The 14569-nt window shown below is 64.8% G+C and carries 14 protein-coding genes and 1 pseudogene; 7 read left to right on the top strand and 8 right to left on the bottom strand.

The window, feature by feature from the left end; translation table 11 throughout:
- From ROZ37_RS12205 to ROZ37_RS12195, 3 genes and pseudogenes are all read left to right on the top strand, one after another.
- Window positions 1-157: pseudogene (locus tag ROZ37_RS12205) on the top strand (electron transfer flavoprotein subunit alpha/FixB family protein); the annotation flags it as partial.
- A gap of 37 nt (window positions 158-194) precedes the next feature.
- A complete protein-coding gene (locus ROZ37_RS12200; protein WP_409449958.1) occupies window positions 195-860 on the top strand; it encodes an energy-coupling factor ABC transporter permease in 666 nt (221 codons plus the stop codon).
- Between the two features lie 53 nt (window positions 861-913).
- Window positions 914-2707 (top strand): acyl-CoA dehydrogenase, encoded by a 1794-nt coding sequence (locus tag ROZ37_RS12195; protein WP_312659695.1) that lies wholly within the window; start codon window positions 914-916, stop codon window positions 2705-2707.
- Between the two features lie 93 nt (window positions 2708-2800).
- On the opposite strand, the gene ROZ37_RS12190 is transcribed toward ROZ37_RS12195, so the two are convergent.
- From ROZ37_RS12190 to ompR, 6 genes are all read right to left on the bottom strand, one after another.
- Complete coding sequence (locus ROZ37_RS12190; protein ID WP_312659694.1) at window positions 2801-3583, bottom strand: peptidylprolyl isomerase; 783 nt, start codon at window positions 3581-3583, stop codon at window positions 2801-2803.
- Complete coding sequence (locus ROZ37_RS12185) at window positions 3583-3873, bottom strand: BolA family protein (protein ID WP_312659693.1); 291 nt, start codon at window positions 3871-3873, stop codon at window positions 3583-3585. Before ROZ37_RS12185 ends, ROZ37_RS12190 begins: the two co-directional genes overlap by 1 nt.
- Complete coding sequence (locus tag ROZ37_RS12180) at window positions 3870-4169, bottom strand: YciI family protein (RefSeq protein ID WP_312659691.1); 300 nt, start codon at window positions 4167-4169, stop codon at window positions 3870-3872. The genes ROZ37_RS12185 and ROZ37_RS12180 overlap by 4 nt, the downstream gene beginning before the upstream one ends.
- Window positions 4169-4777: a septation protein A gene (locus tag ROZ37_RS12175; RefSeq protein WP_312659690.1), complete on the bottom strand. Its 609-nt coding sequence runs from the start codon at window positions 4775-4777 to the stop codon at window positions 4169-4171. The genes ROZ37_RS12180 and ROZ37_RS12175 overlap by 1 nt, the downstream gene beginning before the upstream one ends.
- Window positions 4778-4920: 143 nt before the next feature.
- Window positions 4921-6285, bottom strand: a complete 1365-nt coding sequence (locus ROZ37_RS12170; RefSeq protein WP_312659689.1) for an ATP-binding protein — start codon at window positions 6283-6285, stop codon at window positions 4921-4923.
- Between the two features lie 64 nt (window positions 6286-6349).
- Window positions 6350-7054 (bottom strand): two-component system response regulator OmpR, encoded by a 705-nt coding sequence (ompR, locus tag ROZ37_RS12165; RefSeq protein ID WP_312659688.1) that lies wholly within the window; start codon window positions 7052-7054, stop codon window positions 6350-6352.
- 278 nt (window positions 7055-7332) lie between these two features.
- Between ompR and ROZ37_RS12160 the strand changes: the two genes are divergently transcribed.
- From ROZ37_RS12160 to ROZ37_RS12145, 4 genes are all read left to right on the top strand, one after another.
- Window positions 7333-7665 carry a hypothetical protein gene (locus ROZ37_RS12160; RefSeq protein WP_312659687.1) on the top strand — a complete coding sequence of 111 codons (333 nt, stop codon included), beginning with the start codon at window positions 7333-7335 and terminating at the stop codon, window positions 7663-7665.
- Between the two features lie 143 nt (window positions 7666-7808).
- On the top strand, window positions 7809-8501 hold the full coding sequence (gene tsaB, locus ROZ37_RS12155) for a tRNA (adenosine(37)-N6)-threonylcarbamoyltransferase complex dimerization subunit type 1 TsaB (protein WP_312659685.1): 693 nt from the start codon (window positions 7809-7811) through the stop codon (window positions 8499-8501).
- Window positions 8501-8953 (top strand): ribosomal protein S18-alanine N-acetyltransferase, encoded by a 453-nt coding sequence (gene rimI / locus ROZ37_RS12150; protein WP_312659684.1) that lies wholly within the window; start codon window positions 8501-8503, stop codon window positions 8951-8953. The genes tsaB and rimI overlap by 1 nt, the downstream gene beginning before the upstream one ends.
- A complete protein-coding gene (locus tag ROZ37_RS12145; RefSeq protein WP_312659683.1) occupies window positions 8950-9888 on the top strand; it encodes a uracil-DNA glycosylase in 939 nt (312 codons plus the stop codon). Before rimI ends, ROZ37_RS12145 begins: the two co-directional genes overlap by 4 nt.
- 175 nt (window positions 9889-10063) lie before the next feature.
- Here the strand turns inward: ROZ37_RS12145 and ROZ37_RS12140 are convergent, their stop codons facing one another.
- Window positions 10064-12802, bottom strand: coding sequence for a cation-transporting P-type ATPase (locus ROZ37_RS12140; protein WP_312659681.1), 2739 nt, complete (start codon window positions 12800-12802; stop codon window positions 10064-10066).
- A 485-nt stretch (window positions 12803-13287) separates the two neighbouring features.
- Window positions 13288-14538, bottom strand: a complete 1251-nt coding sequence (lplT, locus tag ROZ37_RS12135; RefSeq protein ID WP_312659680.1) for a lysophospholipid transporter LplT — start codon at window positions 14536-14538, stop codon at window positions 13288-13290.
- Window positions 14539-14569 lie beyond the last annotated feature (31 nt).

The raw sequence follows: 14569 nt of genomic DNA, 5'->3' as shown, positions 1-14569 counted from the left end.
GTCGGGTGCGATCCAGCACCTCGCGGGCATGAAGGATTCGAAGGTCATCGTCGCGATCAACAAGGACCCCGAAGCGCCGATCTTCCAGGTCGCCGACTACGGCCTCGTGGGCGATCTGTTCGAGGTCGTGCCGGAACTGACCGGCGCGGTAGGCTGACGCCGGGCGAAGCCGGGCGGGTCCGGGGACGACGAGCTTGGACATCCCTGCCTCGTTGATCCCTGTGTCTTGGCAATGGGCTTCGCTCGTCATCGCGGCGGCCGTTCTCTACAGGCTTTTCCGCGAGGTTCCGTGGACGCGTCTCGCGGTTTCGACGCAACTGCACCTGCTGCTGGGATTCGTCGTCTGTCTGACCTTGTTGTGGAGCCTGAAGGCCGGCGTGAAACCCGGGCTGAATCTCCACTTTCTCGGCGCGATGGCCGCGACGCTGATGTTCGGCCCCGCGCTGGCGACCGTCGCGCTGGGGCTTGCGCTCGTCGGGATCACGGTTAACGGCGCGCTCGACTGGCAAGCGTGGCCGCTCGATTTCCTGCTGATGGCGGTCGTGCCGGTCCAGATCGCGCGACTATGGCTGTCGGGCATCGAACGCCACCTGCCGGCACACTTTTTCATATTCATTTTCGTCATCGCATTTGTCGGCTCGGCAGTGACCGTGATGCTGCAGGGCCTTGTTGCGGCGGCGGCGCTTGCGGCGATGGGAGCCTATCCAGCTGCCTTTCTCGTGAGCGACTACCTTCCGTACCTCCTGTTACTCGGGTTTTCGGAGGCGTGGTTGAGCGGGGCCGCGATCACGCTGATGGTGGTGTATCGGCCCGACTGGGTATCGGCGTTCGACGATCGCCGATACCTGATCGACAAGTAATCAGAGCGGCTGCTAGAGCCGCAAACTACAACAAGCATTGGAGCAATTCGAAGATGAGCCAATACGCTGCACCGATTCGCGACATGCAGTTCGTCATGCGTGAACTGGCCGGCCTGGAAGAAGTCGGGAGACTTCCGGGCTGTGAAGAGGTTTCCACCGATCTCGTCGATGCGATTCTCGACGAGGCGAACAAGTTCGCGAGCGGAGTGCTCGCGCCGCTCAACCGGATCGGCGACCAGGAAGGTGCGAAGTGGGATCACGGCAAGGTCACTACCGCGCCGGGCTGGAAGGATGCCTACCGGCAGTTCGCGGAGTCGGGGTGGACATCGCTCGCATGCGATCCGGACTTCGGTGGACAAGGCCTGCCGAAGCTCGTCGCGACCGCGGTCATGGAAATGTGGAAATCCGCGAACATGGCCTTTTCGCTGTGCCCGATGCTCACCAACGGCGCGATCGAGGCGGTGACGCTGCGCGGCAGCGACGAACAGAAGGCGGCATACCTGCCCAAGATGATCAGCGGCGAATGGACCGGGACGATGAATCTGACCGAGCCCCAGGCCGGCTCCGATCTCGCCGCCGTCCGCACCCGCGCCGAACCGCAGGGGGACGGGACGTACCGCATCTTCGGCCAGAAGATCTTCATCACCTACGGCGAACACGACATGACGGACAACATCGTCCATCTCGTGCTCGCGCGGCTCCCCGATGCGCCGGAAGGCGTGAAGGGCATCTCGCTGTTCGTCGTGCCGAAGTTCCTCCTCAAGGCGGATGGCACACCCGGCGCGCGCAACGACGTCCATTGCGTGTCGATCGAGCACAAGCTCGGGATCCACGCCAGCCCGACGTGCGTGCTCGCGTTCGGCGATAACGGCGGCGCGATCGGGACCTTGATCGGTGAAGAGAACCGCGGTCTCGAGTACATGTTCATCATGATGAACGAGGCCCGTTTTGCGGTCGGAATGGAAGGCCTTGCTCTGTCCGAGCGGGCCTACCAGCACGCGCTGACATATGCGAAGGACCGCGTCCAGGGCACCGAAGCGGGCGTCCGCGGTGGGCCGAAGGTTTCGATCATTCATCACCCCGACGTGCGCCGCATGCTGATGTCGATGAAGGCGACGACCGAGGCGATGCGGGCGCTGGCCTACGTTGTCGGCGCCGCGACCGACGCCGCGCACTTGCATGCCGATCCGGCGGTGCGGGCGCAGAAGCAGGCTTTTGTCGATCTGATGATTCCGGTCGTCAAGGGCTGGTTCACCGAGAACTCGATCGAGGTGGCGTCGACCGGCGTGCAGGTGCATGGCGGAATGGGCTTTATCGAGGAAACCGGGGCCGCCCAGCACTTCCGCGACGCGCGCATCACGACGATCTACGAGGGCACGACGGCGATCCAGGCGAACGACCTGATCGGACGGAAGATTGCGCGCGAGAGCGGTGTGACGGTGAAGGCGGTGATCGCGGAGATGCGCGCCGTGGAAGCTCAGCTCGCGGATCAGCAGGGCGAGACCTTCGCCGCAATTCGCGAGTCGCTGAAGTCGGGCATTTCGGCGCTCGAGTCCGCGGTCGAGTACATCCTCGCGACCTACAACCACGACATCAAGGCGGCGTCGGTCGGCTCGGTACCGTTCCTCAAGCTCTTCGGCATCGTTGCCGGCGGATGGCAGATGGCGCGTGCGGCGCTCGTGTCGCAGGCGCAGATCGCGCAAGGCTCCGACGACGGGTTCTATCGCACCAAGCTCGTCACGGCGCGCTTTTATGCCGACCACGTGCTGCCGCTCGCATCGGCCCTCGGCTACGCCGTCGTCCACGGCGCGTCGGGAGCGCTCGAACTCGACGAGGCGCAGTTCTAAGAAGCCGGATTTTCGGGCGGGCACCCGCCCGATTTTCCATAAGAAAAGGCCGACCTGCGCGAGCAGATCGGCCTTTTTCTCACCTCGGGGCGCTTACTGGACTTTCGCCTTCGCGCGCAGGTCGGCGACGTGCTTCTCGACTTTCTGCTGCTGCAGGCGTTGCTCGAGTTGCGGCTTCACTTCCTCGAATGCGGGCGCCTTCATGTCGCGAACGTCGTCGAGCTGGATCACATGGTAGCCGAAGTCGCTCTTGACCGGCGTGGTCGTGTATTGACCCTTTTCGAGCTTGACCATCGCGTCCGAGAACGGCTTGACGAACATCCCGGGGTTGCTCCAGCCGAGTTCGCCGCCCTGGTCCTTCGAGCCGGGGTCCTTCGACTGCTTGGCCAGCGTTTCGAACTTCTCGCCACCGCGCAGTTTCGCGATGATCGCCTTCGCCTCGTCCTCGGTCTCCACGAGCACATGGCGGGGCTTGTATTCCTTCGAGCCCATCTGGCTCTTGATGCCTTCATATTCCTTGCGCAGATCGGCTTCACTGATCGGGTTGGCTTTCACGTAGTCCTGGATGTACGCGCGAATCAGCACCGCCTGGCGCGCGAGATCCATTTGCGCCTGGGTTTCGGCCTTTTTGTCGAGACCCTTCTTCACGGCCTCCTGCGCGAGCACTTCGCGTCGCACGAGCTCTTCGCGCACCGCGTCGCGCAGTTGCGGGCTGTCGGGAGCACCCTGCGCTCGCTGCTCGTTCATCATCACGTCGACGCGGTTTGCGGGAATCGCGGTGCCATTGACCGTCGCAGCGGGGGCGGCAGCGCCGGCTGCGTGGGCGATCAGGCCGGCCATCAGACCGAGGGCGAGGCGGCTGGGAAAACGTTTCATCAAGAATCCTTCCTGGTTGGTTGAGTTTTTGCCTCATCGGCCGTCAGGGCGCGAATCGCGAGGGCGTGGACGCGCGTCCGCATCATCTCACCAAGCGCGCCATAAATAATTCGATGGCGAGCCACCGTATTCTTTCCTTCGAAGCAGTCGGCGACGATCGTCAGCCGGTAATGCCCGCCGCCTCCCCGTGCTCCGGCGTGTCCGGCATGGAGCGCACTTTCGTCCTCGATTTCGAGGGACTGGGGAAGAAGCGCGAGGAGGCGCTGGCGGATATCCTCGACAGTCGTCATGGCAGCACCTTCTTGTAGGGCCGGACGCTGACGCGGGCGAAGACGCCGGCCTTCACATAGGGATCCTCGGCGAGCCAGCGCTCGGCGTCACCCTGGGACGCGAATTCTCCGATGACGAGGCTGCCGAAGAAGCCGGCCGGTCCCGGATCGGGAGAGTCGATCGCCGGCATCGGCCCGGCGACGATCAGGCGTCCCTCGTCGCGCAGGGCTTCCAGGCGTGCGAGGTGCGCCGGCCGCGCGTTCATTCGCGCGTCGAGCGAGCCGGGGGCGTCCTCGCAGATCAGGGCGTAAAGCATCAAGTGGTTTCCTCTTCGATATGGCGCGACAGGTAAAACCCCTGCGCGAGAACGAACGCGAGCATCAGGCCCATGCCGCCGAACAGTTTGAAGTCGACCCAGATTTCTTCGGAGAAGTTGTATGCGACGTAAAGATTGAGGGCGCCCATTGCGATGAAGAACGCGGCCCACGCGAAGTTCAGGCGGGTCCACACGGGGTCGGGAAGCTTGACCTGGGCTTCGAGCATCCTGCGGATCAGATTGCGCCGGAAGAGTAGCGCGGAAAGTAACAGCACGCCGCCGAAAAGCCAGTAAAGCGCGGTCGGCTTCCACTTGATGAACGTGGGATTCTGGAACACCAGCGTCGCGCCTCCGAAGACGAGGATGATCACCAGGCTGATCCACAGCATCGTGTCGACCTTGCGATGACGCGTCCAAACCCAGGCGATCTGGCCGACGGTTGCAAGAATCGCGACGACGGTCGCAAGCAGAATGGGCGCTTGGGCGGGCGCGACGCCCGCGCCAAGCCACGCTGCGGCGAGTTCCCGGGCGGCATCGGGATTTCCGCCCGCGAGCTTGTATGCGGCGAAGAAGAGGATGACGGGAAGCAGGTCGAATAGGATCTTCATGCGACGGGATTATACCGAGTTGTTTCGGCGGGGCCGCCGTCAGCGGACGGGCGCGTCAGCCGAGACCTTCCCTTTGGAGTGGACGCTGGAATCGATTGCAGATGAAGCCCTGCAGCATACGCATCTCCGCGGCGAGGTGTCGCTCACGTTGCGATTCCGATCTCTTTCGCACCGGATGTGCGGGCGGCGGCGCTGCGGGATTTGTCGATCGGCAGATGCAGCACGGTGCGCAGACCGCCTCCCGCTCTCGCCAGCAGATCGAGCCGGCCTTCGTGCGAGCGGATGATGCGCTCGACGATCGCAAGTCCGAGCCCGGCGCCTTTCGTGTTCGAGCGCGCATTTTCGAGACGAGTGAAGGGGTGTCGCATCCGGTCCATCTCGCTCTCGGGAATTCCGGGGCCGCGATCGGCCACTTCGATCAGCACCTCGTCGTTATGGACGGTCAGCGTGAGATCGATCGGCTTGCTGTCGCCCGCGTAGCGGATCGCGTTGTCGATGAGATTGGCAAGCGCGCGGCGCAGCGACAGGCCGCGTACCGCGAGGATCAGTCGATCGGGGAGATCGGTGCGCAGATCGATGCCGCGGAGCCGGTAAGGTTCGACGAGATCGGTCACGAGCGACACCAGGTTGAGCGACTGCATCGGCTCCTGCGGCTCGCCGCGCCCGAAATCGAGGAACTGGCCGATGATGCGATCCATCTCCTCGACGTCCGTGACCATCGCGGTGATATCCGTTTCCGGCGCTCCCGACATTTCCACGCCGAGTCGCAGCCGGGCCAGCGGCGTGCGCAGGTCGTGGGAGACGCCGGCGAGGATCAGCGCGCGGTCCGCTTCCGTCCGCGCGAGATCGCCCGCCATCTGATTGAATGCCTTCGCCACGGTCGCGATTTCCTGCGGGCCGGTCTCGGGCAGCTGGGGTGGCGTGCGTCCGCTGCCGACGACACGCGCGGCGCGGGCCAGGTTGCGCAGCGGCACGCTGATCCGGGAGACGATCAGATAGGCGCCGAGCAATGCGGCGAGCAGCGCTCCCCCGCCCCAGGTCAGCCACTCGATCGCGCGAGTCTGCTTCAGGCGCTCGGAGGGCAGCATGACCCAGTAATCTTCGGTGTCTTCAGGATCGAGACGAAAGCTGATCCAGAAGCCGTCGAGCGTCTTCCAGCGCGCCGCAAAGCGCGTGTGCGCGCCGAGCTGGCGACGGATTTCGTCGGTCAGCAATCGCATTTCGCGCGTGTCGGCGAGCGGCAGGATTTCATCCGAAGCCTCGGCGGGATAGATGCGGATGCCCTCGAGTGCCGCCAGGTCGATCAGCAGCTCGGTACGCCGCTCGGAGTCGGCATTGATCAGCGCGGTGCGCGTGAGGTTGACGACGCTCGTCGCCATCTGCGCGAGGTCGCGCGCGCGCACCGGATCTTCGAAATGGCGGAAGATCTGCGACCAGGCCGTGAGCGCGAGGGTCAGCAGCAGCGCGATCAGCAGGAAGGTCTGCCCGATCAGCGTGCGGGGCAGCATCCGCTCTGCGAGACGGCGCGGCGCTGAACCTCGTTCCGACAAGCCCGCCGGGGAGGGCTGAAAATCAGCTCTCGGTGGTGGCTTTTGCGTCATCAGGTACGAAGACGTATCCGAACCCCCACACAGTCTGGATGTACCGCGGCTTGGCCGGATCGTCCTCGACCAGCTTGCGCAGGCGGCTCACCTGGACGTCGATCGCACGGTCGAAAACCCCGTACTCGCGTCCGCGGGCGAGTTCCATCAGCTTGTCGCGCGACAACGGCTGCCGCGGATGCTGCAACAGCACCTTGAGCAGCGAGAACTCGCCGGTGGTCAATGAGATTTCTTCTTCGTCCCGCGTAAGGGACCGCACGCCGAGATTCACTCGCACGCGTCCGAAGCTGACGATTTCGTCCTCGGCGGTCGGTGCGCCGGGAAGGGTAGGGGGTTGGCGGCGCATGACGGCGTGGATGCGCGCGACCAGTTCGCGGGGGTTGAACGGCTTTGCAAGATAGTCGTCGGCGCCCATTTCGAGGCCGATGATGCGGTCGACGTCGTCCCCTTTGGCCGTGAGCATGATGACCGGCATTGCGTTGTTGTCCGCGCGGAGGCGGCGGCAGATCGCGAGCCCGTCCTCTCCCGGGAGCATCAGGTCGAGCACCATGAGGTCGAAATGCTCGCGATGCAATGCGCGGTCCATCGACGGTGCGTCGATCACGGCCTTGACGGTAAATCCCTGCTCCTGCAGGTATCTCGACAACAGATCGCGCAAGCGAGCGTCGTCATCCACCAGTAACACTCTATATCGGATTTTTGTATTCATGAGCCGCATCCTATCTCAGTGGTGATTTGACAAGCTAGCGGTTCGGGTACCGGTTCGAGGGCACGGAGTAACGCTTCGTAAGTCGCTGTGAAATATGCAACATTTCCTTACGGCCGCACCAACAAACCTTATCCTCGACTCCCCTGTCCTCGGTATTTCCTAGTATTTTTACGGTATTTACAGTTTCTGCTGCGAAGAGGTGCAAGACCATCATGAAACATCGCCGACAAGTCCGGAGCGTTTCGGTGCCAGCCGGCCCGGTTTTTTCCTGTTCGGGCAGGACGAAAGCGTCGTCGCGCGGGCTACGGATGGGGTTGCTGCTCGCAGCGCTGTCTCCGACGCTTCCCGCATTCGCCGAGACGGCGGTTCTTGTCGCCGACGAAGCGGTGCTCGTCTACCCGTCCGCGATGGACCAGCGTCGCGCCGAACTTCGTCGGGCGCTGACGAGCGGGGCCGAAATTCCGATGGTAAAGCGAGAACGACAGAGATTGTCGCCGGAAGAACGCGACGCGTTGAACCGCGAACTGCGTCAGGCGCTACGCGGTGCCTACGACGCGACTCATCCCGCGGAAAAGTAATCCGGCGCGCTAGCACTCTTCCCGTATCCGCTGTTCCTCCTGTACCGGTCACTTCCATGAGCGCGGTCCGTCCCGGACCTGCGCTCTTTTTCATTTCGCGCTCTTTTTCATTTCGATATCCGTGCCGGTAAAATACAGCGCTTATGAAAATTCTTGCAATCGAGACCTCGTGCGAACATGCGAGCGTCGCCCTGCTGCTCGATGACAGCGTCGTGGAGCGCCGGCTCGTCGGGCATGCGAACCATTCCGAGCATCTGCTGCCGACGCTGCGGTCGCTTCTCGCCGACGCCGGGCTGAGTCTGACCAATCTGGACGCGATCGGCTTCGGCGCTGGGCCCGGCGCGTTCACGGGACTTCGGCTCGCGTGCGGGACGGTGCAGGGCATTGCGATCGGAGCCGACCTCGGTGTCGTCCCGGTGTCGAGCCTCGCCGCGCTCGCGCTCCAGGGCGAGGGCGAAGCCGTTTTCGTTGCGACCGATGCGCGGATGGGGGAAATCTATTCGGCCGCCTACAGCGTTAACGGCACCGAGGTCATGGAATGCCGCGGGCCGATGTGCACGCCGCCCGCGCAGCTCGCATTGCCGCCTGAAGGTGCGTGGTTCGGAATCGGCGCGGCGCTCCAGGTCTACGCTGCCGACCTGCCTGCGCTGCTCCTTGCCCGCCTCAGCGGGCAAAACTCCGCGGCGGTGCCTCGTGCAGCCGACGTCGCCCGCCTTGCGGCAGTTCGGTACCTCGCGGGCGACGTCGTCGCACCGGAAGCGGCGGTCCCGCTCTATGTTCGCGACAAGGTCGCACTGACCACCGCTGAGCGCCTCGCGCGCGGAGGCCGGGCCTGATGGCAGGCTCGGCAGTCCTGACTCCGATGACCGAACTCGACCTCGACTGGGTCGTCGAGAACGAGGCAGAACTGCACGCGTTTCCCTGGACGCGCGGCAACTTCGTCGATTCGCTCGTCGCCGGTTATGGCGCCTGGATACTTCGCGACACCGCCCAACCGCTCGCGTACGCGGTGATGCTGACGGTCGTCGATGAAGCGCATCTGCTCAATATCAGCGTCGCGCGGCCTGCCCAGCGTGCGGGCATCGGCGGGCGCCTGCTGCGGCAGCTCTTCGATGAAGCGCGGGAGCGCGGCGCCTCCCAATTCTTTCTGGAGGTGCGCCCGTCCAACGAGGCGGCGATCGCCCTGTACGACCGCCACGGATTCGAGTCGATCGGGCGGCGCAGGGGCTACTATCCGGCTCGTGACGGGGGGCGCGAGGATGCGATCGTGATGAGGCGGGAGTTGTGAGCGTTCGCCGCGCCGCCGTGCTGCGGGAAATGGGACTCGCCCCGCTGTGGCGCCTGCGTTCGGTGGATGACGTCGGCTGTGACGACGAATCGCCCGATCTCGCTAACGTCGAGTCCGCTGCGCCTTCCTTTTCTGCAGAGGACGCGTCGGCACGGATCGGGTCGACGCTGGACGGGCGCGGCGCGCGCGCGGTTTTCCCCGGGGGAGTTCCCGCTGCCGCCCCGCGGCCGACGCCGCGCGCTGGCACCGGAATCGCTTCCGGTGCCGAACGCATTTCACGGTTCATTTCGGATGCTCCGGTCCCATCGCCGGAGGTGACCTCGGACGCGGTTGTCGGTTCGTCCGCCAGGGCTGAACGCATTTCGAAACTGGACTGGGAAGCGCTCGAAGCGGACATCGGTGCGTGCACGGCCTGTCGCCTGTGCGAGCGGCGCAAGCAGGCGGTGCCGGGGGTGGGCGACCGGCAGGCGGACTGGATGCTCGTCGGGGAGGGGCCCGGCGCGGAGGAAGATCAGCGCGGCGAACCTTTCGTCGGCGCTGCCGGAAGACTGCTCGATGCGATGCTCGCCGCAATCGGACTTGCGCGTGGCGAAAACGTGTATATCGCGAACGCGGTCAAGTGTCGGCCGCCGCACAACCGCACGCCCGAAGGCGACGAGATTTCGACGTGTTCTCCGTACCTCGCGCGGCAGATCGAACTCGTGCGACCGCGGCTGCTCGTCGCACTCGGGCGACCCGCGGCGCTGGCGCTGCTGGACGCCGAAGTGAGCATCGGCGCGTCGCGCGGGAAGATCTTCCATCGCGGCGAAACGCCGGTCGTCGTCACTTACCATCCGGCGTATCTGCTGCGCAATCAGGCGGACAAGGCGAAAGTCTGGGAAGACCTGTGTTTCGCCCGCCGCCTCATGCGGGATCTCGGGTCGGCCGACCGGTAACGGTTCAAGTTTGATCTCGGCCGGAGCGCCATCGACGCGACGAGCTTGCGTGCGCCGGACGCAAGCGTTGCACCCGCCGTCGCGCGCCCGAACGACGCGTCCGGAGGCCTGCTGCAGGCAGGATTGGCGCACGCGCATCCGCTGACGCGCCACCAAAATCCCGCGATGACGTTCTTCAGGCGGGAGCCAGCCTGGAGGCGAGACCCGAGCGGCGGATCACCAGTTTCTCCAGCTCCGCCACGCAGAACACCAGCAGGCCGGCCCCGATGACTTTGCCCCACTCGAGGGCCGACAGTCCGGCCGATCCGAATAGCGCCTGCATGCCGGGTACGTGCGTGAAGGCGATCTGAAGCGGGATGCAGGTCGCGATCGCGAGCAGGACGTAGCGGTTGCCAGTCAGTCCGTCGCGGCTGCAGACCGATCCGAGGATGGAGCGGCTGTTGATCAGGTAGAACATTTCCGCGACGACGACAGCGTTGACCGCCATCGTCCGGGCCGTCTCGACGCTCTTGCCGGCGTTCAGTTCCCACAGGAAAAGTCCGAGCGCGCCGCTCATCATCAGTACCGACACCATCAGCACGCGCCAGACGAAAAATCCGGACAACAAGGCTTGGCCGGGTGGCCGGGGATTGCGCTCCATGATCCCGCGCTCGGCCGGCTCGAACGCGAGCGCGAGGCCGAGCGTGCTGGACGTGACCATGTTGATCCACAGCACCTGGGCCGGCGTCAGCGGCAGGGTCAGCTCGAAGAGGATCGCTGCGATCACGACCAGGGCTTCGCCGCCGTTGGTCGGTAGCATGAAAAGCACGAACTTCTTCAGGTTGTCATAGACCGCGCGTCCTTCGCGCACTGCCGACGCGATGGTGGCGAAATTGTCGTCTGCGAGCACCATGTCGGCGGCTTCCTTCGCCGCCTCGGTGCCTTTCATGCCCATCGCGACGCCGACGTCGGCGCGCTTCAGAGCCGGAGCGTCATTCACGCCGTCGCCGGTCATCGCGACGACCTGTCCGTCTTCCTGCAGCGCCTGCACCAGCCGCAGCTTGTGCTCCGGGCTCGCCCGGGCGAAGACGTCGACTTCCATGGCGACGCGGCGCAGTGCGGCGTCGTCCATGATCGCTATCTCGGCGCCGGTGACCGCCGGTTTGCCGAGGCCGATTGCGAGTTGGGCGCCGATGGCGCGCGCGGTCTCAGCGTGGTCGCCGGTGATCATCTTCACGCGGATGCCGGCATGATGACAGTCGCCGACCGCGTCGATGGCCTCCTCGCGTGGCGGGTCGATGATGCCGACCAGGGCCAGCAGCGTGTATCCCGTTTCGGCGTCGGCAAAGGCGAGGCGTTCGCGGTCGGGTGCGACGCGCTTGCACGCGAGCGCGAGCAGTCTCAGCCCTTGGGCGGCGGTGTCGGTCGACATCCGGCGCCAGTAATCGACGTCGAGGGCATGCTCGCCGTCACGGCTCAATTGCGCGACGCTCATGTCGAGAATTCGCTCGGGCGCCCCCTTGACGAAAATCCACGGTTCCCCGTCGCCGTCGCGGTGGTAGGTCGCCATGAAACGGTGCTGCGACTCGAACGGGATGGAGTCGAGTCGCGGCCACGCCGCCTCTCCCGCGTGTTGCGTGAAGCCGACCTTGTTGCCCAGCACGAGCAAGGCGCCCTCGGTCGGGTCGCCTTCCACGCGCCATAAGCCGTCGTCTTCGCGCAGCCGGGCGTCGTTGCAGAGCACGCCGGCGCGGATCGCCATCGAGAGTGCGGGGAAATGCTCGGGATCGATAATCCGTCCGTCGACGCTCAAGTCGCCCACCGGCGCGTAGCCGACACCGCCGACGTCGAAGACGTGCCCCGCGCAGACGACGCGCTGCACCGTCATCTCGTTGCGCGTCAGTGTGCCGGTCTTGTCCGAACAGATCACGGTGACCGACCCCAGCGTTTCCACGGCCGGCAGGCGTCGGATGATCGCATTTCGACGCGCCATCCGCTGCACGCCCAGTGCGAGGGTCACCGTCATGATCGCCGGCAGTCCTTCGGGAATCACGGAGGCGGTCAGCGCGACGACCATCAGGAACATTTCCGCGGGCGGATGATTGCGCCACAGCGTGCCGAGCACGAAGGTCGCGGCCGACATGGCGATCGTGGCGAGGGCGAGTACCCGGCCGAAACGGTCGATCTGCCGCAACAGAGGTGTCGTCAGGCTCTGGACGTCGGCGAGCATCTGGTTGATCTTGCCCAGTTCCGTCGCGGCTCCGGTTCCAACGACGACGCCGGTGGCCTGGCCGTGAACGACGAGGGTGCCCGAGTAGGCCATGCCGTAGCGGTCCCCGAGCGGTGCGTCGGCGGCGACGGGGTCGCTGCTTTTCTCTACCGGTTGGGATTCGCCCGTCAGTGCGGCTTCTTCCACGCGAAACGCCTTGACTGAAACGAGGCGCAGGTCCGCCGGCACACGGTTGCCGGAAGCGAGCAGCACGCGGTCGCCCGGTACGAGTTCGGCCGCGTCGATCTCGCGGCGCTCGCCGTCGCGAATCACCGTCGCGTGCGGTGAAAGCATCGCGCGTATCGCATCGAGCGCGGCTTCGGCCTTGCCTTCCTGGATGAAGCCGATGATCGCGTTGATCACTACGGCGGCGATGAGTACGCCGGTGTCGACCCAGTGACCGAGAGAGGCCGTGATCACCGCGGCAATCAGCATCACGTAAAGCAGGATGTTGTGGAACTGCATCAACAGCCGCAAAAACGGACCGCGCCGCTTCGGCGGAGCCAGCTGATTCGGTCCGTAGCGGGTGATGCGACGCTCGACTTCGCTTGCCTGCAAGCCGTCGGGCCCGCTCTGCAGCGCGCGCTCGACCTCTGCGGGGGACAGGGTATGCCAACGGGTCGATGAGGCCGTTTCCGAACCTTCGATGGTCGAGCGATCGGTCATGGTTGGCTTGATCCTTGTCCTGGAAATATGAGGGTTTCAAACGCCTTGGCGAAGGAAGTCCTTGAAAAGTTTAACAAACCCCGACTGGGTGGTTCAACCGCGGCGGTTCTCGCGGAGCGCTGCGTGATCCCCGAAGATGACACCGGGCGGCGAGACAGAGTCGGATGCAGCGCGGGAAATTGTGCCGGCTCCGTGGCGAGCCGTGCCCGGCGGCGGGGCGAATTCAAGCTGCGACAGCGGACTGGCGGCTGGTCGAGCATGGCGGACGTCGGGGAGGGGAGGGCGCGGCGGGAGGAGCCCCGGAGCCGCGATCAAGGTGCGTGGCGGAGCAAGGGTGGGGGCGATCACGGGGCGGGGATGCGCCGGACGTGAGACTGGCGCGGGGCGGAGCGGGGGGCCCCTCAGCGGGGCTACCGTGCGCGATTCCGAGCGTACGCTTTACCGCCGCAAGGGGGACGACTCGAGGCAGAAGGCGCGGCCGGCGTTCAGTGCGAGTGATCTTCGAGAAGCGTGACGGAGTCGAATTCGCGCTGATTCTGTTCGTGCCGGAGCTTCACGAGGTACATCGTACCGGCAACGAAGAAGCCGAACAGGACGATCACCGTGTGGATCGACAGGCCGGACATGATCAGGACCGCGTAGAGCCCGGTCATCACGAGAATCGAGAGGTTTTCGTTGAAGTTCTGCACCGCGATTGAATGGCCGGCGCCCATCAGGATGTGCCCGCGGTGCTGCAGCAGCGCGTTCATCGGCACGACGAAGAAACCGGCCAGCACGCCGACGAGCACCATCAGGCCCATTGCGATCGGGGCGTGGGTCACGCCGACCATGACCATCACGACGAGGCCCATCGCGATGCCGAGCGGAATGACGCTGAGGGACTTGCGCAGACTGATCATCCGTGCAGCCATCATCGCCCCGAGCGCGATCCCGATCGCGACGACGCCCTGCATCATCGACGCCTCGGAGAGGTTGAAGCCCAGATTGTGTTCGGCCCACTTGATCACGATGAATTGCAGGGTCGCGCCGGCACCCCAGAAAAGTGTCGTCACCGCAAGCGAGATCTGCCCCAGCTTGTCGCGCCACAGCAGCTTCAGGCAGTGGTTGAAGTCGTGGATGAGGTAAAGCGGGCTGTTCTTCAGGGGTTTGTGGTCGACGCCGGTGTCGGGGATGTACAGATTGATGATGCCGCCAATGAGGTAGAACAGGAGAACGATGCCGACCGCCGCCTGAATCGCGCCGTTGATCAGCGGCAGGTCGAGGCGGGTGAGCCACACCGTCACGTCAGGACGGATAAGAACGCCGCCGAGAACGGTGCCGAGAATGATCGCACCGACCGTCAATCCCTCGATCCAGCCATTGGCCACGACCAGAAGGCGGTGCGGAAGGTATTCGGTGAGGATGCCGTACTTCGCCGGCGAATACGCCGAGGCGCCGAACCCGATCACCGCATAGGCGAACAGCGGATGCGCGCCGAGGAACAACATCAGACAGCCGCCGATCTTGATCGTGTTGGCGATCAGCATCACGCGCCACTTCGGCATCGAATCGGCGAACGCGCCGACGAAGGCAGCCATTGCGACGTAGGAGACGGTGAAGAACAGCTTCAGCAGCGGTTCGAATTGTTCGGGCGCCGCCATGTCGCGGAGGAGCGCGATCGCGATGATCAGCAGGGCGTTGTCGGCGAGCGCAGAGAAGAACTGCGACGCCATGATGATGTAGAAGCCGAGCGGCATCGGAAAGAGAGGCGCCGTCACATGGACCAAA

The organism is Aromatoleum sp., from assembly GCF_032027225.1.
Taxonomy (GTDB): domain Bacteria; phylum Pseudomonadota; class Gammaproteobacteria; order Burkholderiales; family Rhodocyclaceae; genus Aromatoleum.
The sequence above is the reverse complement of the archived record's forward strand: the minus strand, read 5'-3'. Positions and strand labels throughout refer to the sequence as shown.